The sequence below is a fragment of the Bradyrhizobium sp. URHC0002 genome (assembly GCF_054059515.1).
The window spans coordinates 89,619-115,115 of the sequence record NZ_JBSSCF010000001.1 but is presented as its reverse complement, the minus strand read 5'-3'; the positions used below and the strand labels follow the sequence as shown (position 1 = coordinate 115,115).

Sequence of the window (25,497 nt, the reverse complement as noted above, 5' to 3'; positions counted from 1 at the left end):
CATGAAGTTCGAAACACCAGCGACCACCAATCCGATCGACCAATTGAAGATCGTCGGCAAGCCCGTGGACCGGATCGACGGTCGACTGAAGACCACCGGAACGGCGCCCTACGCTTATGAACGGCACGACGCCGTGGCGAATCCCGCCTACGGCTACGTGGTCGGCTCGGCGATCGCCAAGGGCCGCATCGCATCGATCGACCTCGCGAGCGCCAAGGCCGCGTCTGGCGTGCTTGCCATCGTCACGGCGGAGAATGCCGGCAAGCTCGACAAGGGCAATCTCAACACCGCCAAGTTGTTGGGAGGTCCCGAGATCCAGCACTATCACCAGGCCGTCGCCGTCGTCGTCGCGGAGACCTTCGAGCAGGCCCGTGCCGCAGCGCAGTTGGTCAAAGTCGATTACGTCCGCGCGGACGGCGCTTTTGACCTGTCGAGCGAATTAGGCGCTGCGAAGCCGCAGAAAATTACCGGGGGGGCCGGCGACAGCGCGGTCGGCGATTTTGAGGGCACATTCTCATCGGCGCAGGTCCAGCTCGATGCCACCTACACAACGCCCGACGAGGCGCATGCGATGATGGAGCCGCATGCTTCGACGGCGGCCTGGGAAGGCGACAAGCTGACGCTCTGGACCTCGAACCAGATGATTGCCTGGAATACGGCCGACATCGCCAAGACGCTCGGCATCCCGAAAGAAAAGGTGCGTCTTATCTCGCCATTCATCGGCGGGGGGTTCGGCGGCAAACTTTTTCCGCGTGCGGATGCGCTGCTCGCTGCACTCGGAGCCAGGGCGGCCGGACGCCCGGTCAAGGTCGCCCTGCAACGTCCGCTGGTGTTCAACAACACCACCCACCGTCCGGCAACGATCCAGCGGGTCAGGATCGGAGCGACCAAGGACGGCAAGATCACGGTGATCGGCCACGAAAGCTGGTCAGGCGACCTGCCCGGCGGCAAGGCCGACGGCGCCGTTGCGCCGACGCGGATGCTCTACGCCGGCGCCAACCGAATGACGGCGACAAAGCTCACCGTGCTCGACCTGCCCGAGGGCAACGCCATGCGTGCGCCCGGCGAAGCCACCGGCATGATGGCGCTCGAGATAGCGATCGACGAAATGGCGGAAAAGCTTGGCATCGATCCGATCGAGTTCCGCATTCTCAACGATACCCAGGTCGTTCCGGACCGGCCCAGCCCCACTTCGTCGCAGGATCCCCAGAATCATGCGGACGCGCAGACCGACAAACAGCCGAGCCTTCCGTTCTCGCAACGCCAGCTTGTGGAGTGTTTTCGGCTCGGCGCCCAGCGCTTCGGCTGGAGCAAACGGAACGCTGAACCCGGTCAAGTCCGCGACGGGCACTGGATGACGGGAGTCGGGACGGCCGCCGCGTTCCGAAACAATCAACTGACGAAGTCCGCCGCGCGGGTCCGGCTTGAAAAGGACGGGTCCGTGACCGTCGAGACCGACATGACCGACATCGGCACCGGCACCTACACCATCATCGCGCAAACCGCCGCTGAGATGATGGGCCTGCCGCTTGATCGGGTGACCGTCCGTCTCGGCGACTCGACGTTCCCGGTTTCAGCCGGTTCGGGCGGTCAATGGGGCGCCAACAATTCCACCGCAGGCGTCTACGCCGCGTGCGTGAAGCTGCGGGAGATGATCGCGCAGAAGCTCGGCTTCAACTCAGCTGAGACCGAGTTCGCAGAAGGCGAGGTTCGCGCCGGCAATCGTGGCGTGCCATTGGCCGAGGCCGCGCGAAAGGGCAGCCTCAGTGCGGAAGATGCCATCGAATACGGAGATCTTCATAAGAAGTACCAGCAGTCGACTTTCGGCGCGCATTTCGTCGAGGTCGGCGTTGATATTGCGACGGCGGAAATCCGCGTTCGGCGTATGCTGGCCGTGTGCGCCGCGGGCCGCATTCTCAACCCCAAATCGGCGCGCAGCCAGGTGATCGGTGCGATGACGATGGGAGTGGGCGCCGCACTGATGGAAGAGCTCGTCGTGGACAAGCGCGTCGGCTTCTTCGTCAACCACGATCTGGCCGCGTACGAAGTGCCGGTTCATGCCGACATTCCCCATCAGGAGATGATCTTCCTCGACGAGACCGATCCAATGTCCTCGCCGATGAAGGCCAAGGGCGTCGCCGAATTGGGCATTTGCGGGGTCGCCGCCGCCGTCGCCAACGCGATCTACAACGCTACAGGCGTCCGCGTGCGCAATTATCCGATCACCCTCGATAAGCTGATCGATAAGCTGCCGGCGGTTGGCTGACGCAGAGCCAAACGTTGAAGAACCTCTCTTGCCGATTTCACGAAGAAAGCTGCTTGCCTGGTCGGCCAAAGTCTTCACGTTCGTTGTGTGAACATCGCTGCCCGAAAGATGTTCGATATCGCGGCCTCCGCGACCATTATGAAAACGACAGGAAGGACAGCGCAGATGGAGATCACCCGAAGCGGTTCGCAGCCGTCTGCGAAAGGTCCCGAACAGTATTTTACCGGCAGCGTCAGGATCGATGCGCCGTTCAAGGGCACCGGCGCAGCCCGGGTAGGCGGCGCGACCGTCACCTTCGAGCCCGGTGCACGCACCGCCTGGCATACCCATCCTCTCGGCCAGACGTTGCTCATTTCCGCCGGCCTCGGCCGCGTCCAGCGCGAGGGTGGGCCGATCGAGAGCATCCGTCCTGGAGACATCGTCTGGTTCGCGCCGGGAGAGAAGCATTGGCATGGCGCCGTGCCCGATTGCGCGATGACGCACGTCGCCATTGCCGAAGCGCTCGACGGCAAGGTCGTCGAATGGATGGAGAAAGGTCACCGACGAGCAATACGGAAAGTGATGATCGAATGAAACCGCAAGTCATCTGCCTCATGGCCTCCAGCGTCGACGGCCGAACGCTTCCGAGCCGTTGGCGTCCCAAGGGAGCGGCCGGAGAGGCGTTCGAGTGGTTGCATGACGACTCGCCGGCGACGCCTGGTTCGTCGGGCGCGTCACCGGCCGGGAGTTCGCCAAGGGTAAGCCTTATCCCCTGTCGACGCAGCAGACCTTTGCGCGGGAGCCATGGTTCGCGCGGCGCGATGCAAAGGCATATGGCATCGTGCTGGATGCCAACGGAAAGATAGCTTGGGGCCGTTCCGACATCGGCGGCGATCCGATCGTGGTCGTCCTATCCGAGGCGGTCGGGGATGCGCACCTGGCCGGCCTGCGCAGGGAAGGCGTATCCTACGTATTCGGCGGAAAATCGAAGCTCGACCTGGAACTCACCTTGGGCATCCTCGGTCGCGAACTCGGCGAGAAGCGCCTGTTGCTCGAAGGTGGGGGCGGAGCCAATGGCGCCTTTCTGCGCGCCGGGCTGGTCGACGAGCTCAACCTGATCATCTGCCCCGCCGTGGACGGCGAAAGGGGCGCCGAGCGTCTTCGACTCCACGGAAGCCGCGGCCGACCAGCGCGCCCCCGTTACGGCGATGACGCTGGAGAGCAGCCAACGCCGATTGACATGCGGCGCCCGCGTCCAGCCGTCCATCGCTGGATATGCGCCCGGCTTCACGGTCCGGATCCGATATGAGCCGCTTCGTTGGAGTGGACTTCGCAGAAATCCGTGGAAGTTCGGATCTAGCGGCGCTTTCGTCAGATCATTGGGTTGTGCGTAACGGCCAAAGCAGTTGGCTTGCCAAACAAGGATTCGAGCGCCCCGAATCGGCTCGTTCTCAACATTGACGACGCGGCCACCGATTTCGACGATCTCCCCCAGCGCGCGACCAGCACCCCCACTATTCGATGTCAGGTCGCCGCTGGTCACGGGGCTTATTCCCGTCGGGAAGTAAGGACCGAGAATCTGCTCTGGCGTACGCATTATACTCTTTCGGGATGAGGTCGAGGGTGAAGGGTCGCCTATTGCGGCATCTTGATCCCGGACTCTCGGATGACCTTTCCCAGCAAGCAACCTGCTCCGTGAGCAGAGCTCCGAACGCGTCGGGCGTTCCTCCCGCCGGCGTTGCGCCAAGCTTGGCAAAGGTTTCAACGATCCTGGGTTTCTGAAGCGCCTTGTTCATCGCCTTGTTAAGGGTCGCCACGATATCGCCGGGGGTGCCGCTCTTGACAGCGAAGCCCACGTAGTCTTCTAGAACCAGTTCAGGAAAGCCTTGCTCGACCACCGTCGGTACGTCCTTCAGCCCAGCCACACGCTCAGGCGCGGTCACGCCGAGGGCGCGAAGCCGGCCGGTTTCTACGAAATCGGCTACTGTAACTGTCGCAAGAAAATCGAAATGGTTGGTGCCATTCATGAGGTCGCCGACACGTTGCTGTTGCTGCTGATAAGGCACGTGGATTGCTTGTACGCCTGTCTGCATTTTGAACATCTCTCCGATGAGGTGCGCCGGGGTTCCAAATCCAGCTGATGAGAAATTGTATTTTCCAGGCTCCCGCTTGAGGATGGCTACCAACTCGGCAATGGACTTCGCCGGAAAAGAAGGGGGCACCACGAGTGCGTTGTAAGACTTCGAAAGCTTGATAACGGGGATGAAATCGACCTCTGGCCGCATCCCCAGGTTCGGCATCAGGGCGGGCACGGCCGCGGTCGGTACGCTCATGGAATAGATCGTGTAGCCGTCCGCCGGCTGCTTAAGTACCTCGGCTATACCAATGCTTTGAAGCGCGCCGGGCTTATTCTCTACAACCGTCCGCCAGCCCTCTGCTTCGAGTTCGGTTGCGATAACCCGGCTGATGACGTCTGGTGGCGTCCCCGGTCCGGTTGGGACCACGATGCGGATAAGATTCGAAGGATACCCCTCCGCGTGAGCCGCCACAACGCCGCTGCCAAGCAACGGCAACGCCGTTACGATATATCGAGCGATGCATCTGATTGCATTCATTGAGGCTCTCCTGGGGTCTTGAATGTCCTAACCTTGTGGGCTTTTGGCATAGACGTTAAGTTCTATTTTCCACAGGGCCTATAGCTTTTTGGAATGTCGCATGGCGCAACGCTCCGAGACGATCAGTCGCCGACTTAAATTGCGGCAACTAAATGTGCTTGTTGCAGTGGCCCGTTGGGGCAGCATGGCGAAAGCAGCCGAACACCTCGCAATCTCGCAACCCGTTGTATCGAAGGCGATCGCGGAGCTGGAGCAGGTCGTGGGCGTACGTTTGTTTGACCGCGTGGCTGGCGGGGTCGAACCCACACCTCATGGACGGGCGTTGGTGAAGCGCAGCGTTGCGATCTTCGATGATCTACGGACGAGCGTGAGTGAACTAGAGACCTTATCCGATCCGACGGCCGGGGAACTGCGGATCGGATGTGAGGAGAACTTGAGCACCGGTTTGCTTCCGACACTGATCGACCAACTGACGCAACGATATCCGAGGTTGCTGTTCGACGTTGCTCTCGGGGACCCGGCGACATTACAGCAGCGGGACTTGCTGAACCGGCGGGTTGAACTTGCGATCATGCGAATTGCACACGGTGACCTCGATCAAGCTTTAGAAGCTTCAGTCCTTTGTCACGATCGAATGTGGGTCGTCGCAGGCGCCGACAGTCCGTTGGCTCGGCGACGAAAGCTGGGGCTGGCCGACTTGGTAAACGAAAGATGGTGTCTTCCACCACCGGATCACCCCGTGGGTGCTTTGGTCATCGAGGCATTCAACAGTATTGGCCTTGATCCTCCCCAAAGAGCTGTCTCCGTAGGGTCAGCGCTTTGCACGAGTAACATCGTGGCACGAGGCCACTACCTCGGGGTCCTTGGGAGCATGTTCCTGCACTTCAATCCGCCTAGTGTGAAATTGAAAGTGCTCCCGATAAATTTTCCCGTAGGGGCGCCACCGATCAGCGTCATCATGCTGAAGGACCGGACACTCAGCCCTGCCGCTCAGCTGTTTCTCGAATTTACGCGCGGGATCGTTAAGCCTGTGGCTTCCCCCAAATTGGGATAGATAACCGCACATAGCTGCCCCAAATGAGGTATGCGGACCTTGAGGTATGCTTCTGGCGGCAAAGCAGACGTTCCGTCGCAACCAGGCCGCTAGCGCGATGCACGCCTCTTCGTTTGCGTTGTCCGATTCGTCATTACCCCTGGTTGGCTAGGTAAAAGCTTCGATTAAGCGAAAGCAGGGGGAGCTTCTGGGGAGCACGGAAACAACAAAGCGATGATCGTCGCAAGCGGCTTGGCAATGACAGGAGCGCGGGTCAATGTTTCAGATCTTTGGTCTGTCTGGCAAAGCGCAATCTTACCCGGATACGAAATCTGGGCACCCCACACGCAACTCGGGGCGCGGCAAGGTTTTGGCCCCGATCAGATATTCGAAAATACGATGGGGGCTACGTCCACCGAGAGGCAAGCGCGGCTACGCCTCCAAGGTAATCCGAACTGCGCGCCGCTAACATCGCTGGTGGACTTGGCCTGCGCCGTTTTCCCGCACCTGACCTGCCCATATTTGCGGGCCCCAACCGATGTCCCCTAGAAGGTGGAGAGACGACGGGCGCGATGAACTCTCCCTGAGATACGGTGCGAATAGTGACTTGCTGCGTTGCGCCTAAGCGCTGGATGGTATCGAATCACCTTTATCGCATCTAACCATCCAGGGGTAGGAACAGAGTACTGTGGGCTTGCGTTGTTCTTCTGTTTTTACATTGGGCGTGAGGCCGTTCATGAGGGTGCTTTTTGGAATAGTAACCATAGTCTCAATCCCGGTTTGGCTATGCGCGCCTGCTAATACTGTCGCAGCACAGACCTTCAATGATAGATGGTCTATCATTCCAAAAGCCCACGCTGAACCGGCTCCTGAGGCTTCCGACCAGGCAAAGCAAGATACGCAAGAGCGGTCAGAGACTCAAAATACGTCAGAGCGGACTGGGGGTGGAGAACCGACGGTTCGGCCGGATGTTCGCTCAGGCCGTCGATCTTCCAAACGAGTGTTCTCCGGAAAAGCTTCTTACTATTCATATTCAGGAGGAAAAACAGCGAGTGGTTCGCCGTTCAATCGGCATTCCTTGACCGCTGCCCATCGCAATCTACCCTTCGGCACGAAAGTTCGCGTAACTGATCTCGCAAGCAGCAAGTCCGTCGTGGTTCGTATCACCGACCGGGGTCCATGGATCCGCGACCGCGTCCTCGACCTTTCACTGGGCGCTGCGCCGCAATTTGGGGATCTCAGAAAAAGGCGTGGCTCGGGTTCGCGCCGAGGTGCTTTAGTACGAAGGGGGCCGTCTCGGTTAGAGGTTAACGCCCAACAGATTGGGGCCCATGCCACCAAGCCAACCGGTTCATGAACTGCGTCTTGATCAACTACCCAGCCATAGAGGACCGCGAATGGGATGCGGTTGTCACCCGGATCAGTTTGTCACTGGCTAAATAGTGATTCTTCGCCTTAGCATACCTGCGCCAACCAAAGAGCTTCAACAAGCATGGATCGGTTGCGAGCGATAGAGAGGCGCTCGGGCAAACCCGTCCGAAATCACTTCCTAGTTCACGAAAGCAAAGCGCTGATGGAACGGGTCTAGGTCGCCTCGTGAGCCGGTTAGGGAGAGGGTCATGGGGGTGTTCATCGAAGCTCCTGCATCGATTGCTTACAGGAGCTCCGAAAAGTACAAACTCGCACTGACTGGCGCGGGAGGAGCTCTCTAAGCGATCCGCTGCCGCGGGACACCTCTAGCGGGCTCTTCGACCTTCCTAATGCCGGATCGCCGCGTGCTCGAAGATCGCGGATAAGGCGTGGCGACTGGCCAATCCCGGCCGTGACGCAAAGATCTGCGCCGCGGTTGCGTTGCGTCAGTTCGGGTTGCGTCAGTTCGGATGGTGCGGTTACCCGGGAAAAAGTGGAAACATTTCGCACTTCGGCGAGTTGCCAAGGACTGATGTCTCCGCGCTCGGAGCTTGAATGGTCGACACTGTTACCTTGCGGACGGCGGTCGAAACGGCCTGGTCCATCTTTTCCGCGACCCATGATGGTGTCGATGTCGCCGACAGTCGTCGCTGCCTGCTCGAGCGTCATCTCCAAGGGAGATGCGAAGCGCGCGAAGAGGAGGTGGACGAGCTCGCAAGCTTCGGCCTCGCCTATCTCGCGCGGCTTCCTGAAGACGAATGTTGAGGCCGCTGGCGAGACTGGCGGAGTGGATCGTCTTCCGCAGCGCTCGCCCTCAGTGGACGCTTCTGGCCGTGTCCTACCTGATATCGGGTGCCGTGACCTGGGTCATGCGCGCCGTCTTCGGGGAGGCCGGGTAACGAATGCGCATCGCCCAGCTCGCTCCTCTTGCCGAAAGCGTGCCTCCAAAGCTCTACGGCGGCACCGAGCGTGTGGTCGCCTGGGTGGTAGACGAGCTGGTGGGGCTCGGCCACGATGTCACGCTGTTCGCGAGCGGCGACTCCCGGACCGAGGGAAAGCTCCATTCGGTGTGGCCGAGGGCGCTGCGACTCGGTCGCAAGGGCGCAGACCCGAGCGCCGCGTGCGCCCTTTCTCTGGAAGTGATCGCCAAACGCGCCGCCGACTTCGACGTCATTCACTTCCACGTCGACTGGCTACCGCTCCCACTGCTCAGCCGGCTCGGAGTGCCGTTTCTCACGACGGCGCATGGTCGGCTGGACCTTCCGGGATTGCCCGACGTCGTTCGGGAGTTTTCGGGAGCGGGGTTCGTCGCGATTTCCGACAACCAGCGCCGACAGCTTCCGGAGGCCAGATGGATCGCACGGATCCATCACGGCTTGCCCTGCGGCTTATTCAGCCCTTCTTACGATCAAGGGTCCTACCTGGCGTTCCTAGGGCGCTTGACCGCGGAGAAGGGGCCGGAGGATGCCATTCGCATCGCGGAAGCTGTCGGAATGCCGCTGCGCATCGCCGCCAAAATTCCGAGGGCCGAAACCGCCTACTTTAAGAGGCAGCTGCAGCCCCACATCGATGGCGAAAGGGTAACTCTGGTCGGCGAAGTCGACGACGAGAAGAAGCAGCCTTTCTTGGCCGGCGCCGCCGCATTGCTATTTCCGATCGACTGGCCCGAGCCGTTCGGTCTGGTTATGATCGAGGCGATGGCGTGCGGGACGCCCGTGATCGCGTACCGCTCCGGTTCCGTGCCGGAAGTCATCGAGGACGGCGTGACCGGTTTCATCGTAGATGGCGAGGAAGAGGCCATCCGAGCCGTCCGCGAGCTGCCGCGTCTCGACCGACGGATTATCCGCGCCCGTTTCGAGGAGCGCTTCACGGCCGTCCGGATGGCGAGAGAGTACGAGGCACGCTACCGCGACCTGGTTGCCAACGCTGAAGCCGAGGCGGGCGTCTTCGAGACAGCGGCCAAATGAAAAGGACAGCACATGTGGTCTTCGAGAGTAAACCTGGCACTCGTCTTAATAGCGGTGTTCGCCGCGAATCCGGCATTCGCGGCCGAACTCAGCCCCGATACGATCAATTCTGCCGAGCCCTCGAAAAAATCGCTCTCCAAGGACAAGGCCACGCCTGCCGGCGTCCGGCTGCAGGTCCTCCTCGACAGGGCGCACTTCTCGCCGGGTGAGATCGACGGCAAGTTCGGAGAGAATGCGAGGAAGGCCTTGCGGGCCTACGCGGAGGCTCAACAATTGCCTAGCGCCGATCGGCCTACGGAGGAAGTTTGGAAGGCCCTGCGCGCGGACGATCGGTCGGCCACCTCGGATTACACGATCACGGAGAAGGACGTGGCCGGTCCGTTCCTAGAGAAGCTTCCTCCCAAAATGGAGGACATGAAGGACATTCCGAAACTCGGCTACACGAGTCCCAGAGAGGCCATCGCCGAGAAGTTTCACATGAGCGAGCAGCTTCTGACAGCCCTCAATCCCGGGAAGAAGTTCGACCGCGCCGGCGAAACCATCGTGGTGGTGGATACGGGCGTCGGGGAGAACAGTGAATCCGCGAAGGCAGATAGAGTGGAGGTGGACAAGACGCGGCAGACCGTCAAGCTGTTCGACAAGTCCAACGCCCTGATCGGCTTCTATCCGGCCACCATCGGAAGCGAAGAGAAGCCGTCGCCGTCGGGCACGCTGAAGGTGACCGAGGTGAGCCGAAATCCGACCTATCGCTACAATCCGGATTACCACTTCAAGGGCGTGCGTTCCGACAAACCGTTCACGATCAAGCCGGGCCCCAACAATCCCGTCGGCACGGTGTGGATCAGCTTGTCGGCGGAAGGATACGGGATCCACGGCACGCCCGAACCTGGAAAAGTCTCGAAGGCGGAATCGCACGGCTGCGTGCGTCTTACGAATTGGGATGCCGAGCGCGTGGCCGCGCGAGTGTCGAAAGGCACGCCCGTGGAATTCGCCGCCGACCGTCCCTGAGGTCTGGCGGGCTTATCGAGAGAGATCGCGAAAGCACCGCCGGGAACGCCCTCGCGGCGGTGAACGACGGACCTTGGCTGAGCCTCAGGTCAATTCCATCTGTTGATGACGATATGGTTCATCGGCATTGCCAGAATTCAACTATCGACGATCGTCGGTAACCGGAACGATTGCATCCCCGCCCAGTTGCTCAGGACGGACACTCGCGTCCTGAAGTGGCGTCGATCTGTCCAGCGTCAACCCAAATGGAAAGCGAGCGAGCAACCAAGGAGGAGAAATTCGATGATGAATAGAATGAGCAGCAGGTTTCTAGTCACGACGGCAGTATTGCTCGCCGGCGTGGGCCTTGCGTCAGCGCAAGGCGTTGGTGGCCCGGGCGGTGCCGGCGGCGCGGCGAGCGAAAAGGGAATATCGGCGGGTGGCCATTCCGGTGGCGGAATGGGCGGTGGCGCTTCCGGCAGGGAAGGCGCTTCCCACAACGAAGGAATGACGCAGGGCCGCGGGTCCGAATCTCGCGAGAGCGGCCGGGCCGAAGGTTCCTCCGCACGCGGCAGCGAGTCCAGCCGCGCGCAGCGCGAGGAGTCCGGCACGCAAGAGCGTGGCCGAGCCGAAGGCCCGCGCGACAGCAGCAAGGGTCAGGCGGTGGGCCAGGGGCGATCCGAGCGTGACTCCGACCGCGACAATGCGCGTCATTCGCAGGAGTCCAACAAGGAACAGCGCGACAGCAGCAAGGATCGGGCGCAGCAGCACGGCCAGAAGGACAAGGATCAAACAGCCGGTCACGGCAAGTCCGAGCGCGACAATATGCAGCGGTCGGAAGACCGCACGCAGGACAAGGGCAAGGCCGACGCCAAGGCTGACAGCAGGTCCAATAGCCAGCAAAGCGGATCCGGCCAGAGCGCCCAGGACCGAAATTCGAACTCCGGCACCAGCCAGAACGCGGCCCAGGGCCAGACCAACACGCAGGCTCAGACCCAGAGTCAGACCACGGCCAACGCCCAGACCCAGAGCGGCAAGAACGTGACGGCGCAGCAGCGGACGACGCTGCAACAATCCGTTTTGCAAGCCAGCAACGCTCCGCGCGTCAACGCGAACTCGGTCAATTTCCAGGTTCGCGCCGGCATCGCGGTCCCCTCGAGCGTGACTATCGCCTCTGTCTCGACCTATCCGGCGCTGATCGACGTGTTCCCTGCCTATCGCGACGATAGCTTCTTCGTCGTGGAAGACGAGGTCGTGATCGTCGACCGCGAGCGCCGCATTGTCGATGTGGTTCCGGTCGGTCCCCGCGCTCGCTTCGCCGGCGGTGGCAGCGGTCACGGCGGCGGCGGGCAAGTTGCCGTGGTTGATCTTCCGCCTGACGACATTCGTGTGATCCAGCGCGTGTTGATCGAGCGTGGCGTGCTGCATGGTGAAGCCGACGGCATCTGGGGTCCGGATACCCGCGAAGCCATCACCGTGTATCAGCGCCAGCAAGGGATTGCGGTGACCGGCAGCATCGACATGCGCACGGTGTCGTCGCTTGGCGTCTCCGGCCGGCTGAGCCAGCAGGCAAGTCAGAGCATCCAGTCGCAGTCTCCCTCGACCGGCGCTCAGACGTCGACAGGCACCTCTACCGGCACCCAGACCTCCACGGGTCAGGGACAGACCGAGACCGGCACCGCTCAGAGCCAGACGGGCCAGCCCTCCAACCAGCAGAACGCGGCCGGTCAGACGCCGAACCAGAGCTCGGGCCAGGCGCAGAACCAGCCGCCTTCGACGGCGGGACAGACCGCGCCCGATCAGTCGAACACGACAGGTCAGTCCTCCTCGCAGAGCGGAAGCTCATCGACGGCCAGTCAGCCAAGCGCAAACCAGAGCACGTCGCCGAGTTCGTCGTCGGGCTCCGGTTCGAGCAAGAACTAGCGTTCGTGCAAGGAGCTCCGTCCTTTGGCGGGGCTCCTTGCTTGTGCTCCTTGGCTATGTACGGGGCTCGGTGCTCCCACCGAAACTAAGCCGCAACCACTCTCCGACGAGGCTAGACAGACTTGTCCTTCCTGTCTCGAGTTCGTCCTTCGACCAGCAGCCAAAGTGGCTCATCGCCGCCCTCAGCTACCACCAGCTTCAGGCTCATCATGGCCGCCACGTCGTGGGAGGCATGTTCGTGCTGGCCGTCGCCAGCCTGCAGCACTACCGCTTCGTGTCGCGGTCTGCGGACGAGCGGATCGCACGTTCGCTAGACATCGCGGTCGAGCATTACCAACAAGGTCTTCGAAGAGATCGAACTGCTGTTTTCGAGCGTCGAGGGGAATAAGCGACGCCGCACCGGCGGCATCGCGCATGATTTCAACAACCTGCTGTCGATCGTGATGGGCAACCTCGAAGCCATCGTCCGGCGCACGCCCGAGGACGACAAGACATCGGCAGGCCCGCAACGCGCTCACTGGCGCCGCGCGCGCGTCGCAGCTCGTGCGGCTACTTGCCTTCTTGCCGGTAGCCGCTTTCTCCAAAGCCCCTCGACGTCAACCAGGTCGTCACCCAGGCCACGGCCCTCCTGATCAGATCGTGGGGAGAGAAAAATCCGGATCGATACGTTCACGGAGGTAGATCCGGTCCAGCTGGAGGCCTCGATCATCAACCTGGCCATCAATGCCCGTGATGCCATGCCGGAAGGCGGAAGGCTGATGATCGACTCGCGTAAACCATTCGACCAGCAGACTGCTCTAGCCATCGCTCAGTGCAAAGAAAAGGCCGCCCGGAGGCGGCTAGTTCTTGGTCATCCCTCTCGCTTATTTTTTGAGGGCGTCAGCGGCGTCCCGCGCTGCATCCTTCACATCTCCCGCGGCGTTGTGGGCGGATCCCTTGGCCTTATCGATCTTGCCTTCGGTTTCCATGTCCTTGTCACCACTGAGCTTACCGGCACCTTCTTTGATGGCGCCTTTTGCCTTGTCGGCAGCGCCCTTCACATGTTCGCGATCCATGATCGTGTTCCTTTGCTGTCTGCGATACGGGACAACGAAAGAGTTGCGCAGGGGTTCCTTGGAGGACATTACCTGAAGCGCGGTCGCCGCAACGTTCGCAGACATGCCCCTTATCTGGACGAGCCGTTGAGGTCGAAGCCCGTGGGTGGATTTGAACGTTCGCTGGAGCTAGACGCTTTCCAGCCGATGGATTGGCTCTACAGCCCGGAGGTTTCCAGAATCAAACGGCGCCTCAACCTTCACAGGGTTGAGCTCTCAGAGCGAGACATGTTTGTTGTCCCGCTCCCGGGGAAATGAAGGACGATCTGATCCTGCGGAGGTTGAGGCCCTGAACTCCTGTGCCGTGATGGTTTGTGTTTGACGCCGTGTGCGGTCGGAACGAGGAGGCACGATTCAGCGATGGCTACGCACAAGACACAGGGTAATCGCCGGACAGTGGCGCAAAATGCGGAACACAGCACGAATGCCTTGAAACTCTCGTGGCTTTGGCCCGTTAGTCCGCGTGTCCTTGTCGCGTTGGAGTTTTCCTTGCCTGCGTCCCGCGCCTACTGGAAGGGCTATCTGAAGTTGTCCTTTGTTTCGTGTCCGATCGCGCTTTACCCCGCGACCTCTCCTGCTGAGCGCATCTCATTCCGGCAGGTCAACCGACGTACCGGTCATCGTCTCAGGCACAAGCTCGTTGATTCCGTCACCGGTGAAGCTGTGGATTCATCAAACAAGGCGCGTGGATACGAGATAGGCGAGCACGAGTTTTTGCTGGTTGAGGACCGCGACCTTGCGCGGGCGCGGAGTGAGCGTCCGCCGACCGGCACTCTGGAATTTGCCGAGCCGTCCCGACGAGAAAGTCCCCCGACCGTCCCCGCTGGATTGCACGAGCAGGACGAGGCACAGAGCGAGGATGATGAAGAGCAGGAGATCGCCCACGCCCCGCGTCCGCAAAGCACGCGTACTATTGAGATCGAGCGCTTTCTGCTGGGGGGACAGATCGACGCACGATATTTTGAGAAGCCTTACTACATCGTGCCGCGCGAGGAGATCGGACAAGAGTCCTTCGCGGTCATCCGCGACGCGATGAGCCGTGAGGGCCTCATCGGGCTAGGGCGCATCGTACTGTCTTCGCGCGAGCGGCCGTTTCTTGTCGAGCCCATGGGCGCAGGGCTCCGCGGTGTGACGCTGCGATTTTCGCATGAAGTACGCAGCGCAGACGATTATTTCAGCGAAATTCCGCAGATGAAGCTTCCGGCAGAGATGATGAAGCTCGCGCAGCACATCATCAGGACGAAATCGGCAGAATTCGATCCGTCTATGCTTAGCGATCATTACCGCAGCGCCCTCGTGCGCATTCTGCGTAAGAAGCAGGCGAAGCGTCCGGCGCACATGCCTGCGGTCAAACCCTCGCAGGAGAATGTCTTCAATCTTATGGACGCGCTTCGCCGCAGCATCGCCGCTGAGCCTAAGGCAAAGGCCGCGCCGAGGGGCAGCAGGGCAAAGCAGTCGGCACTCCCTCCCGCCTGGGCGCCGAAAGCACGATGAAAGTTTCCCTCGCGTGGCGCAAGGAAGCGTATTCGGCTTATTAGAGGTTCATGTGCACGGAACAAATCTTGGTGAATAGGCTTTCGGCTGAGACCAAGAAGGCTTTCCGATTATTAGGCGGCCCTGCCACCCGGCGCATTTTCCCCCCTTCGTCGGGAATCGGACTTACCGCTCTTGACGAGTAAGCGGATCTGCGCCGTTTTGAAGAACGGCAAGCGCATGAGGGGCCATTTCTATCAATCATTGTCCGTCTTCGCCGCCGAATTTTCATTTCGCGCATGGGCTATATTTGACATTGGCGCCTGCACGGTTGAACGACGAGAAAGCCGCGCGCGAGGTCGTTGCGGAGATGTGTGCCGACCTCAAAGGCAGAGGTCTCCCGATACGCCACGCGGGAAGCTTCGGATTCGACTTTGCCGCGGCGGAATGGGCTGAGGACAGAACGAGGGATCGGTACATGGTTAGGCTCGCGGCCGCTGATCTGCCAACCCTGATATGGGACGAGATTGTTGCCGAAGTTGCTGCTTGGTGGAAGGCTCGCGAAAAGGCAATCGCGGTGTTGCCATCGCGGACAAACCACCGCGCGGCGGTGACCCGCTGCCGAGCTGTCGGCGCGGTTCGAGGCAACCTCACCTCCGCGCGTTCAGGCGACGCCATATTTTTGCAAGATGATCGGATGATTGCGCAACTAGCCTCGGTGCGAACTACTTTCACTCGCGCCTACCAACCGATACCATCCACCCACGTGCGGAAAACTTCAAAGTTGCTGTTGAAGGCGACGAGATCCGCGCGATATCCGGGTGCGATCCGCCCAAGCTCCGATTCCAGGCCGAGGAATGCCGCCGGAGTCCGGGAGCCCATGACAAGGGCATCGCTAAGCGGGATTTCAAGAAGGGTCACCGCGTTCCGCACGGCCTCGATCATGGTGAGGTGAGCCCCCGCAAGCGTACCGTCGGGGGCGGTCAGGCGATTTTCATGCAACGTGATCTGCCTTCCATGCAGCAGGAATTGCCGCTCATGGGTTCCGGCCAGCGGCATGGCATCCGTGACCAGCATCAATCGCCCTGGGCCCTTGCAACGGACGGCAATGCGCAAGACGGTGGGATCAACGTGGATTCCGTCGCAGATGATCCCTGCAAACAGCCTATCGTCCCCAAGGGCCGCGCCGACGAGCCCCGGCTCCCGCGCGCTCAGCTGTGACATGGCATTGAATAGATGTGTCACGCCGGAAACTCCGAGGTTGGTTGCCCGATCCATCTCGGCTGCGGTTACCTCGCTATGGCCGGCCGCGACGCGCAGTCCGGCGCCGACCAATTCCTCGATCATGGATTTCGGCATGCATTCCGGCGCCACCGTCACCAGCGATCGGCCATAGCTGCCAAAACTTCTGATCGCGGCGAGATCGCGTTCATCCGGCAAGCGGATTTCACAATCTAGGTGAATGCCCTTGCGTGACCTGTTGAGTGCCGGCCCCTCGAGATGGAAACCCAGGACGCCGGGAATTTTCAGGCAGGCGGAAGCGACGCCAGCCAAGCGCTCCATGATCTCGATTCGATCGGTGATGAGGGTGGGCAAGCAGCCGGTAGTGCCCGACTTACGATGAGCCGCGACGATGCGCTGCACGCCAACCGCTGTCGGCTGGTCGTTGAGAAGCACCCCACCGCCTCCGTTCACCTGCACGTCGATCAATCCGGGTGCAAGGATCACATCGGCGGGAAGCTGGACAGTTGCGCCCTTTCCCGAGGCCCCGAGGCTGATGTGCTCGATCCGCCCCTCCGAAATACCAACCGACCCGCTGCCACGCATGTCATGGCCGTCGAAAATGCGCTCAGCGGCAATCGTGAGAGAGGCAGAGTCAGCCATCAGTGTTCACCCGCGTGCACTATCGCAAACTGTTGGGGCGATTGCCGCAATTAAACTCGTACGTACTCAAGGAGCGGTTCAAGGACCTTGAACGCCGCTATTGCGTTAACGTTCATGGGAACATTAGGGACCACGTATCTGGGCGTAGACGGCGGCGGAACTCGCTGCCGCGCCCGTATTGAGGACGAGGACGGCCGGCTGCTGGGCGCGGCGAACTCGGGACCCGCCACGACGCGGATCGGCATTGACAAAGCGTGGCGGTCCATCATGGAGGCCGCCGAGGCGGCGGCCGCCCAAGCCGGCGTCGCGGGTAATGATTTTGCGCGGGTGCACGCGGCAATTGGGCTCGCCGGCATTGGCCGCAGGGGTGCGGAAGCCGCGCTCAACAATATCGGGCATCCGTTTGCGTCGAGAATCTTCATCAGCGACGGCGTGGCGGCCTGTCTGGGTGCCCACAACGGGGCGGACGGCGCCATTGTGGTGGCGGGCACCGGGTCGGTCGGGGTCGGTCTGATCGGCGGCCGAGAAATCCGCATCGCAGGCTATGGCTTCCCGGTCTCCGATGAAGGCAGCGGCGCCGATATAGGTTTGCAGGTCGTGCGATTGGCGCTGCGGGCAGCGGACCGGCGCTTTGAGATGACCCCCTTGCTTTCGGAGGTGCTGGCCGCATTCGATTCGGATCCCTACCAGGCGGTCGCCTGGTCCGAGGAAGCCCGAGCGACGGACTATGCGGCCTTCGCGCCAATCGTGATCCGGCACGCCAATGAGGGCGACCCAGTAGGGCGTCGCATCGTCGAACGCGCGGCCGATGCCATCGGCGATCTCCTTGATCTGTTCCTGGCTCAAGGAATCGAGCGGCTCTCGCTGGTGGGCGGGCTCGCCGAGGCCATTGCGCCGTGGCTGACGCCGGATCTGCGTGCCCGCCTGAGACGTCCCGTCGCCGATGCGGCGGCCGGCGCATTGCTCGTGGCGCGAGGGCGGATCGCACTGCCTACAAAGGACATCAACCATAAACAGGCTACGAAGTTTTGCGTTTGAGAAAGCATGGATCAGATACATGGCGACCGAAGAAGTAGACCCGCGCTTTGCCGATCTTGATGCATGGCAGCTTTCTTCCGCGATGGAGGCCATGTGGGAGGGCCAGCTTGCGGCCATCGCGGCGATCGGCCCTGCGCTGCCATCAATTACGGGTGCAACCGAAGCCGCCAAAGGTGCGCTCGGCGATCACGGACGTATTATCTACGTTGGCGCTGGTACCTCGGGTCGCGTTGCCGTTCAGGACGGCGCCGAACTGATGCCGACCTTTGCCTGGCCCAACACACGTGTCGGCTTCATCGTCGCGGGTGGCGAGACCGCGTTCGTCACCAGCGTCGAGGGTGCCGAAGACGATGTCGGCGACGCAATACAGCAGGTCAAGGCTGCACGACTGACACTGCACGACGTGGTGATCGCGGTTTCTGCCAGCGGCACGACGCCATTCACGGTGGCTGCATTGCAGCAAGCAGGCTCCTCCGGTGCGGTCACGATTGGTGTCGCAAACAATCCCGGCACCGCACTACTGAAAACGGCAAAGTTCCCAATATTGGTCGAGACCGGCCGCGAACTGATCGCGGGCTCGACACGGATGAAAGCGGGCACTGCGCAGAAGGTCGTCCTCAACCTGATCTCCTCCGGCATCATGTTGCGGCTCGGGCGGGTCTATCGCGGCATGATGGTGAACATGCTGCCAACAAACGCCAAGCTGAAGCGACGGGCGGAGGCCATGGTGTCACAGATTGCGGATTGCGATCCCGCGCAGGCGGCACGCGCGCTTGAAGAGGCGGAGGGGGAAATCAAGGTGGCCGTCCTTCTGACGCTTGGAGCGGACACAGCCGAAGCCGAGACCATCTTGAGACAATATGACGGCAATCTTCGTCGGGTTTTTGCCGAGCTTGCCAAACAGAAAAACCCTCCTGCCAAGACAGCCTCTGTGCGCAAGCGAGATTGGGCGGTTGAGCCGTGACGATGTCAGCGATGGCCAGCGAAATCAGAGAAAGCGCCGATGTCGTCGCTAGAATTGTCGCTAATCGGTCCGCAACACGCGACATCGCAGGTCGGATCGGGGCCGACTCCGCGCCCCTGTGCGTCGTCTGCGGCCGCGGAAGCTCGGGACACACCGGCATTTTTCTACGGTATCTCATCGAGACCCGGCTTCGCCTTCCGGTCTCGGCAAGTGCGCCTTCGGTTATCACGGCGTTTCGCACATCCTTGAAACTGCGCGATGCGTTGTTCATCGTGATCTCTCAATCCGGACGCAGCCCGGATCTCGTTGAGGCAACCATGTCTGCGCGCACGGCGGGCGCTCGCACCATCGCGATCGTCAACGCGACCACTTCGCCGGTGGCCGATGCGGCAGAGTTCGTCATTCCTATCGGGGCCGGTCATGAGCACTCCGTCGCGGCCACGAAGACCGTGATCGGCTCGATGGCCGCGGGCGTTGCGCTCATTGCTGAGCTTGCCGGTGATGGCGCGCTCAGAGGCGCCCTCGAAAGGCTGCCCGGGCGCCTTACTCGTGCGTTTCCGCTCGACTGGTCGTACATCGCAGATGATCTCGCTGCCGCATCGGCAGTCTTCGTGGCGGGGCGAGGCCTGGCGCTGGGCTCAGTGCGCGAAATCGCTCTGAAACTTTCCGAGGTCCTCCGCCTGCCTTCGATCGGTGTTTCCGCCGCCGAGCTGCAGCATGGCCCGCGAGCCGCTTTATCATCGCGCACGCCGATAATTATGATGCGCCTGATGGACAAAACGGCTCCGATGGTGGATGCACTGTCTAAGGAATTGCGTGCGCAAAATATTGGGGTGCATCTAGTTGGAGGTCCGCTTAGCTCGTTGCAGTGGCTTGCGGAGGATGATCCCGCCACCGACGCGATCACTATGCTTGTCCCGGCCTACCAAATGATCGAGCAGGCAGCGCGCGCCTTCGGATTCGATCCGGATCGTCCCCCTCGCCTTAGCAAAATTACCGAAACCTTTTGACTCAAATCAGCTTTCTTATTTTTCCCGAGCCGGAACGGAGTCTGGATTCCAGCGTTCGTGGCATAACGGGAGTGACCATCATGGCGTCGAACGCGCGAGCATTCTTTGTCGGGGTCGGAACAACGTTCGTCATTCTAGCCATAGGCTTCGGCGGTGGCCTTTTGCTGGCGAAGAATGCCATGGAACCGGCCCCTTCTATCACAGCTCGATCCACGGCCGGTTCGTTGCCGACGCCGGCGCGCATTATCCTCCCCGCATAAGCTGAATCAGCACAACCGCCACAACCATCCGCAGCCGGACTCGAACCCGTGCCGCAGGCCATCCCCACTACAGAAATTCAGCAGCCCATAGAGCTGAATGAATCGGCCAAGCGGGCCGAACAACGAAAGGGTGAATATCAACAACGTGGACGTCGCAAGAGGGTGGCAGAGCGCAGAGCGAAGCGAGAAGCAACTCGCCTAGCGATGCAGCAGCAAGAACAGCAACATCAGCGGCCAGGCATTATGGCTTCAGGTGGTGACAAAGATCCGCAGGGTTTTGGTGGCGGCTTCTTTGGAAATTGATTGCATTGAAGGCCAGCCGAGCGGCGGTCGAAACCTATGTGATTCAGCTGCGATTTGTAGTCTTTGGCATTCGGCCAAAAACTGCGCGGTAAGCGCGTCCCCTGGGGGATATCCGGCAAATGTCGCTGATAGATTCAGTATCTGTCGTGCCAAGTTCGAATCTTGAGAAGGGTGAGCTCCGCACGCGGGTAGTTGACCGAAGCGGCATACGAAAGCCTCGCTTCGGTGTGCCTGCGTCCGACTTCGCGACTGTACGACATTCGCCTTTCACAGTTCAGTCATTGCCGTCCAGTGTAGAATAATCGTTGGAGAACTCGCACGGTTGCTGAATTCAACCCGGAACGAAGGCTGAGCGAATTGAATTGTTCTCAACTCGAACCGGAGGTCGTTTCATGCGCTCGCAATGCCTGCCCGTCGTCCTAGTTTTGGCCCTAACGCCCACGCTTGCGTTTGCGGGCGAAACAGATTGGCGGCGATACGCGATCCCGAGCGCTAAAACCAGCGTCGAGATGCCGGTCACGATCTTCACACGAGATGCGGGCCCGCCGGAAGGTGGAACAGGGCGACGTTTTTTCACCGACGATAACCGCACCGATGTGACGGTGCAGTCCGTGCCCAATCCCTACAACAATTCACCCGCGACATTCCTGGCAAAGAAAGGGCCGCCGGCCGGCATCATCTACAAACGGGTGACGACGGATTTCTTCGTCGTGTCCAGCATTCGCAACGATCGCATCTGGTATAACCGGTGCAACCGGGCGAACGGCGCCATGAACTGCGTGCTGATCAATCATCCTGCTGCGGAAAAGCGACCGTGGGACAGCGTTGTCACGCGGATAAGCCACACGCTTAGGGGTTAGAGCCCCAAATTTCACGGGAAAAAGCTGCAATCCAGTTCCAACACGAGGAACTCTGCGATGTGCACTGCGTTGCAAAGGGTCGCCGTCGGTAACCGCAGGGTTGTTTCGTGAACCGCAGAGATTTCCTCGCTGCTTCGGCGTTGGTATCCGTTGCCGCGCCCGAGCTTCTCGCGCGCGCGTACGCCCAGCCGGCGCCGTTCGACAGGGCCACCGTGCGGCAAATGGCCCGCGACCTTGCCGCCAAGCCATACAAGGCGCCCGATGACAGCCTCCCCGAAAATCTCAGGGATATCGACTATGACCACTATCGGGCGATCCGGTTCTTGCCGGAGCGTGCACTCTGGCGCGGCGAAAAACTGCCGTTCGAGGCGCAGTTCTTTCATCGCGGGTTTTTCTACAAGAACCGGGTCGACATCTTCGAGGTGAATAACGGCCAGGCCTCAAAAATTGTCTACCAGCCCGCATTGTTTTCGTTCGGCGACCTGACGCCCCCGGGCCCCGCGGTGGACCTAGGCTTTGCCGGTTTTCGCTTGCATGCGCCGATCAACAAGCCCGACTATTACGACGAGGTCTGCGTTTTTCTCGGCGCAAGTTATTTTCGCGCGGTAGCCAAGGGACAACTGTACGGCCTGTCGGCGCGGGGCCTCGCTGTCAACACCGGCGAAGCAAAGGGCGAGGAATTCCCGTTCTTCAAGATCTTCTGGATCGAGAAACCCGCGGCGGGCGCCAATTCCATTGTTGTGAACGCGCTGCTCGACAGCGAGAGTGCTGCGGCAGCCTATCGCTTCACCATCCGGCCCGGCGACACCACCGTGTTCGATGTTGAGATGGCGGTCTATCCACGGGTTGATCTGGACCGCGCCGGACTAACGCCGATGACGAGCATGTTCTTCTTTGGACCGAACGACCGCAAGGACGTCGACGACTTCCGGCCGTCGGTCCATGATTCGGATGGCCTTGCGATCTTCAACGGCCGGGGTGAGGAGCTTTGGCGGCCGCTACATAATCCGCGCGATCTTCAGGTCTCCTCGTTTGCCGACCTCAACCCGCGCGGTTTCGGCCTGATGCAGCGTCAAAAGGATTTTGCCGCCTACCAGGACCTTGAATCGAACTTTGAACGCCGGCCGAGCCTGTGGGCGGAGCCGATCGGCGATTGGGGTGAAGGCGCGGTTAAGCTGCTCGAGATTCCAACCAACGAAGAGGTTCACGACAACATCGCAACCTTCTGGCAACCGAAAGCGCCGTTGCCGGCGAAGAGCGAGCATACCTACACCTACCGCTTGCACTGGGGACCGGACGCCCCCAAGCCGACCGCGCTGGCACGGGTTTCCCGGACCGGCATCGGCGCAAGGGGCGACAACGCCATCATCTTCGTGCTCGACGTCACCGGCGAGAAGCTGAAATCCGTCGATCCCAAAACGCTCCGCGGCGTCGTGACGGCCGAGAAGGCCAAACTCCAGAACATTGTTACCCAGCCAAATCCCGCCACCGGTGGCTGGCGACTGAGTTTCGAATTAATGAAAGAAAAGGCCCCGGTCGAAATCCGCGCATCACTCATGCAGGACAATGAAGCGGTATCGGAGGTCTGGGTTTATCGATGGACACCCTAACGAAAGTGCGTGCTTCGCCCGAGAGCGGCGGTATTCCATCGAGCGCGTTTCTGCCTGCGGAATCGCCGATGGACATGGCGGTCCAGCCATTGCGGCGGTTTGCGCCGCCGCCCGCCCCCCGCTTTGCACCGATGTGGGCGCGGCGTGCATTCATCCTGGCTGGCACGGCCATTCTGACCGCGGCAGGCTGTTACGAGATGTACAGCGTCCTCAAGGTCGGCGGCATCACGATCCTGGAATCGATCATCCTGGGGCTATTCGTGCTGCTATTCGCTTGGATCGCATTTTCCTTTATGTCCGCGCTTGCGGGCTTTGCCGTGCTGCTGTTCCGGAAGAACGACGAACTCGGCATCGATTCCGCTGCACTCCTTCCGGCGATCCGCAGCCGGACCGCGATGCTGCTGCCGACCTACAACGAGGATCCGTATCGCGTGCTGGCGAGACTGCGCGCAATCTATGAATCGGTCGAGGAAACCGGAAACGACGCAAATTTCGACTGGTTTGTTCTGAGCGACACGACCGACCCCACGATCTGGATCGCCGAGGAAAAGTGTTTCCTCCGGCTCCGGCAGGAGGTCGGGAGCGCGGCCAGAATTTTCTATCGCCATCGCCCCGAAAACACCGCGCGCAAATCCGGCAATATCGAGGAATGGATACGGCGGTTCGGCTCCGACTATGAGTGCATGCTGATCCTGGACGCCGACAGCCTGATGACCGGCGACGCAATCGTTCGCCTTGTGGCAGCCATGGAAGAACATCCGAAGGCGGCCTTGATCCAAACGCTGCCCATCGTCGTCAATGCGAGATCGCTGTTCGCGCGATGGCAGCAATTCGCCGGGCGGTTATACGGCCCGCTGCTGGCTGCCGGGATTGCATGGTGGCACGGCTCCGAAGGTAATTACTGGGGACACAACGCCATCATCCGTATCCGTGCCTTTGCGCAATATGCTGGGCTTCCCGAACTGGGAGGACGCAAGCCGTTCGGCGGACATATTCTCAGCCACGACTTCATCGAAGCAGCGCTGATGCGGCGCGGCGGGTGGGCCATCCACATGGCGCCAAAGCTCGGCGGAAGCTACGAGGAATCCCCGCCCACCCTTTCGGATTTTGCCGCGCGCGACAGGCGCTGGTGCCAGGGCAATCTGCAGCATCTGGCGCTGCTTCCGACACGCGGCTTTCACTGGATTTCGCGGCTTCATTTGCTGACGGGTATTGGATCGTACCTCACCGCGCCGCTCTGGCTGATCTTTCTGGTGTCCGGAATCCTGGTATCGCTGCAGGCGCAATTCGTCCGGCCCGAGTACTTTCCGAAAGGATACTCGCTGTTTCCACAATGGCCGGCGCAGGATCCGATTCTGGCGGCCTGGGTGTTCGTCGGCACGATGGGAATGCTGATCGCGCCAAAGCTGCTCGCCTTCCTCGTGCTGCTGACCGATCGCGATACACGTGAGAAATTCGGTGGCGCCTTTCGGGTGCTAGCCGGCATCATCACCGAGACGATCCTATCGGGCCTGACCGCACCTGTCATGATGATCTTCCAATCCTTCGCCGTCAGCGAAGTCCTGCTAGGACGTGACGCCGGATGGCAGGTTCAGCGCCGGGACGACGGCGGCGTCTCGCACCGTGACACGGTCCGCACCTATGCCGCGCCGACGTTTTTTGGGATCGCCATGGCGGTGAGCGCCTATGCCGTGTCGCTGCCGTTGCTGCTCTGGATGATGCCGGTGATCCTCGGCCTGTTGCTGGCCATACCGATTGCCATGCTGTCCTCATCCGCGGGCTTCCGACGAAGCCCCGGATTGTTCAAGACCCCTGAGCAGACTGCGCCTCCGGCCGTCCTGGCGAGAGCCAATGAACTGGCCAACGCACCGCATCCGCCCATTACCTGCCCGTTGCACGAGCTGGGCCACGACGCCGGCCTCCGGGAGGCGCACCTGAACAACCTTTCGGATCAAAGGCCGCGAATGCGTGGTGAGGTCGATCCACATCTCGCGATCGCACGTGCAAAGATCGAAGACGCCGAAACTTTTGAGGAAGCATCGAGCTTTCTAAGCCGGCGGGAACAATTTGCGGTGCTCAGTTCGCCATCCATTCTCGCCACTCTGATCGCCTTACGAAACTCGCGGTCCCGGGAGCGGGACAATAAACATGTCTCGCTATGAGAGCTCAACCCTGTGAAGGTTCGGGCCTAGTGCAGTAGTGGCTGCAGCTCCGGCGGCATTGCGGCGGAAGCTGCGCAAGGGGAGCGGAGGGGGAGCGAAAAACCGTTGCACACGCCGTCTCCCGAATTGCTTGCGGCTGATCCGGTCTTGTCGGACGCGTCCGGCGCCTCTACTACCGCGTGCAACTTCCGCTTGCCTTTGACACCATCGCCAACCCTCCCGGCCAAAATACCTAATTGCACCTCCACTCGGAGCGAATCTGCCGTGGGGTTATTGATCTAACTCAACGCTGCACCGCTCAGGGTCGGCATCCGGACGGTCTGTAGCTCGAAGAGCGGCCGGACATCGGCGCCGCGGTGGCCGCAACCTGACAGGTGAATTTCGGCTCTAGGCGGCCAACTGAGGCGGCCCTCAAACTCCAAACGAATGCCGCATCTGAGTCACCACGCATCCAACCGCGCTGGTGTATTTGCCTTGGGCGTATTGCTGGTCGGCGAGGTAGAGGGTGCCAAGGAAGCCCGCAGCGATTAGAAATCCCCTCATCCGATGCATCTCCGGAAAGAGGACTAGATTAATGCTCCCGTATTCCGTGCGCTAGATGAGAAGTATAACGCGCGACGCCACCTTGCCATCAGGCGAACAGTTCAGCCCCGGACTGG

Annotated in this window: 19 protein-coding genes and 3 pseudogenes; 17 read left to right on the top strand and 5 right to left on the bottom strand. The window is 61.0% G+C overall.

What is annotated here, in order from left to right:
* Nucleotide 1: 1 nt before the first annotated feature.
* The 3 genes and pseudogenes from ACVWVY_RS00525 to ACVWVY_RS00515 all read left to right on the top strand — a co-directional run.
* On the top strand, nucleotides 2-2,266 hold the full coding sequence (locus tag ACVWVY_RS00525; protein ID WP_456624568.1) for a molybdopterin cofactor-binding domain-containing protein: 2,265 nt from the start codon (nucleotides 2-4) through the stop codon (nucleotides 2,264-2,266).
* 165 nt (nucleotides 2,267-2,431) lie between these two features.
* Nucleotides 2,432-2,828 (top strand): annotated as a pseudogene (locus ACVWVY_RS00520) ((R)-mandelonitrile lyase).
* Nucleotides 2,829-2,835: 7 nt separating this feature from the next.
* A pseudogene (locus ACVWVY_RS00515) lies at nucleotides 2,836-3,471 on the top strand (dihydrofolate reductase family protein); the annotation flags it as partial.
* A gap of 92 nt (nucleotides 3,472-3,563) precedes the next feature.
* Here ACVWVY_RS00515 and ACVWVY_RS00510 read toward each other — a convergent pair.
* Both ACVWVY_RS00510 and ACVWVY_RS00505 read right to left on the bottom strand, forming a co-directional pair.
* A pseudogene (locus ACVWVY_RS00510) lies at nucleotides 3,564-3,842 on the bottom strand (dioxygenase family protein); the annotation flags it as partial.
* Nucleotides 3,760-4,860 carry a Bug family tripartite tricarboxylate transporter substrate binding protein gene (locus tag ACVWVY_RS00505; protein WP_456624567.1) on the bottom strand — a complete coding sequence of 367 codons (1,101 nt, stop codon included), beginning with the start codon at nucleotides 4,858-4,860 and terminating at the stop codon, nucleotides 3,760-3,762. The gene ACVWVY_RS00505 and the pseudogene ACVWVY_RS00510, both read right to left, overlap by 83 nt.
* 100 nt (nucleotides 4,861-4,960) lie before the next feature.
* On the opposite strand from ACVWVY_RS00505, the gene ACVWVY_RS00500 reads away from it, so the two are divergent.
* The 6 genes from ACVWVY_RS00500 (at nucleotide 4,961) to ACVWVY_RS00475 (ending at nucleotide 12,180) form a co-directional block, all read left to right on the top strand.
* Nucleotides 4,961-5,914, top strand: a complete 954-nt coding sequence (locus tag ACVWVY_RS00500; RefSeq protein ID WP_456624566.1) for a LysR family transcriptional regulator — start codon at nucleotides 4,961-4,963, stop codon at nucleotides 5,912-5,914.
* Nucleotides 5,915-6,629: 715 nt separating this feature from the next.
* Nucleotides 6,630-7,250, top strand: a complete 621-nt coding sequence (locus ACVWVY_RS00495) for a septal ring lytic transglycosylase RlpA family protein (RefSeq protein ID WP_456624565.1) — start codon at nucleotides 6,630-6,632, stop codon at nucleotides 7,248-7,250.
* A gap of 608 nt (nucleotides 7,251-7,858) precedes the next feature.
* On the top strand, nucleotides 7,859-8,068 hold the full coding sequence (locus tag ACVWVY_RS00490) for a hypothetical protein (RefSeq protein ID WP_456624564.1): 210 nt from the start codon (nucleotides 7,859-7,861) through the stop codon (nucleotides 8,066-8,068).
* Nucleotides 8,069-8,205: 137 nt separating this feature from the next.
* Complete coding sequence (locus ACVWVY_RS00485) at nucleotides 8,206-9,270, top strand: glycosyltransferase family 4 protein (RefSeq protein ID WP_456624563.1); 1,065 nt, start codon at nucleotides 8,206-8,208, stop codon at nucleotides 9,268-9,270.
* A 12-nt stretch (nucleotides 9,271-9,282) separates the two neighbouring features.
* Nucleotides 9,283-10,278, top strand: coding sequence for a L,D-transpeptidase family protein (locus ACVWVY_RS00480; protein ID WP_456624562.1), 996 nt, complete (start codon nucleotides 9,283-9,285; stop codon nucleotides 10,276-10,278).
* Nucleotides 10,279-10,560: 282 nt separating this feature from the next.
* Nucleotides 10,561-12,180 carry a peptidoglycan-binding protein gene (locus ACVWVY_RS00475; RefSeq protein WP_456624561.1) on the top strand — a complete coding sequence of 540 codons (1,620 nt, stop codon included), beginning with the start codon at nucleotides 10,561-10,563 and terminating at the stop codon, nucleotides 12,178-12,180.
* Nucleotides 12,181-12,292: 112 nt separating this feature from the next.
* Here ACVWVY_RS00475 and ACVWVY_RS00470 read toward each other — a convergent pair whose 3' ends face one another.
* Nucleotides 12,293-12,445: a hypothetical protein gene (locus ACVWVY_RS00470; protein WP_456624560.1), complete on the bottom strand. Its 153-nt coding sequence runs from the start codon at nucleotides 12,443-12,445 to the stop codon at nucleotides 12,293-12,295.
* Between the two features lie 598 nt (nucleotides 12,446-13,043).
* The gene (locus ACVWVY_RS00465) at nucleotides 13,044-13,235 is read right to left on the bottom strand and encodes a CsbD family protein (protein ID WP_135179626.1); all 192 of its coding nucleotides are present in this window, start codon (nucleotides 13,233-13,235) and stop codon (nucleotides 13,044-13,046) included.
* 399 nt (nucleotides 13,236-13,634) lie between these two features.
* Here ACVWVY_RS00465 and ku point away from each other — a divergent pair, with 399 nt between their 5' ends.
* Nucleotides 13,635-14,768 (top strand): non-homologous end joining protein Ku, encoded by a 1,134-nt coding sequence (gene ku, locus ACVWVY_RS00460; protein WP_456624559.1) that lies wholly within the window; start codon nucleotides 13,635-13,637, stop codon nucleotides 14,766-14,768.
* 720 nt (nucleotides 14,769-15,488) lie between these two features.
* On the opposite strand, the gene nagA is transcribed toward ku, so the two are convergent.
* Complete coding sequence (gene nagA / locus ACVWVY_RS00455) at nucleotides 15,489-16,574, bottom strand: N-acetylglucosamine-6-phosphate deacetylase (protein WP_456632054.1); 1,086 nt, start codon at nucleotides 16,572-16,574, stop codon at nucleotides 15,489-15,491.
* A gap of 171 nt (nucleotides 16,575-16,745) precedes the next feature.
* Here nagA and ACVWVY_RS00450 point away from each other — a divergent pair, with 171 nt between their 5' ends.
* The 7 genes from ACVWVY_RS00450 to mdoH all read left to right on the top strand — a co-directional run bounded on the left by ACVWVY_RS00450 (nucleotide 16,746) and on the right by mdoH (nucleotide 24,838).
* Nucleotides 16,746-17,669, top strand: coding sequence for a BadF/BadG/BcrA/BcrD ATPase family protein (locus tag ACVWVY_RS00450; RefSeq protein ID WP_456632053.1), 924 nt, complete (start codon nucleotides 16,746-16,748; stop codon nucleotides 17,667-17,669).
* Between the two features lie 19 nt (nucleotides 17,670-17,688).
* Nucleotides 17,689-18,633, top strand: coding sequence for an N-acetylmuramic acid 6-phosphate etherase (locus ACVWVY_RS00445; RefSeq protein ID WP_456632052.1), 945 nt, complete (start codon nucleotides 17,689-17,691; stop codon nucleotides 18,631-18,633).
* Nucleotides 18,634-18,644: 11 nt separating this feature from the next.
* Entirely contained in the window at nucleotides 18,645-19,643 is a 999-nt protein-coding gene (locus ACVWVY_RS00440) for an SIS domain-containing protein (protein ID WP_456624558.1), read from the top strand.
* A 308-nt stretch (nucleotides 19,644-19,951) separates the two neighbouring features.
* The gene (locus ACVWVY_RS00435; protein ID WP_456624557.1) at nucleotides 19,952-20,206 is read left to right on the top strand and encodes a hypothetical protein; all 255 of its coding nucleotides are present in this window, start codon (nucleotides 19,952-19,954) and stop codon (nucleotides 20,204-20,206) included.
* A 392-nt stretch (nucleotides 20,207-20,598) separates the two neighbouring features.
* Nucleotides 20,599-21,066, top strand: coding sequence for a hypothetical protein (locus tag ACVWVY_RS00430; protein ID WP_456624556.1), 468 nt, complete (start codon nucleotides 20,599-20,601; stop codon nucleotides 21,064-21,066).
* A 107-nt stretch (nucleotides 21,067-21,173) separates the two neighbouring features.
* Complete coding sequence (locus ACVWVY_RS00425; protein ID WP_456624555.1) at nucleotides 21,174-22,676, top strand: glucan biosynthesis protein G; 1,503 nt, start codon at nucleotides 21,174-21,176, stop codon at nucleotides 22,674-22,676.
* The gene (mdoH, locus tag ACVWVY_RS00420; RefSeq protein WP_456624554.1) at nucleotides 22,664-24,838 is read left to right on the top strand and encodes a glucans biosynthesis glucosyltransferase MdoH; all 2,175 of its coding nucleotides are present in this window, start codon (nucleotides 22,664-22,666) and stop codon (nucleotides 24,836-24,838) included. The genes ACVWVY_RS00425 and mdoH overlap by 13 nt, the downstream gene beginning before the upstream one ends.
* Nucleotides 24,839-25,497: the final 659 nt, after the last annotated feature.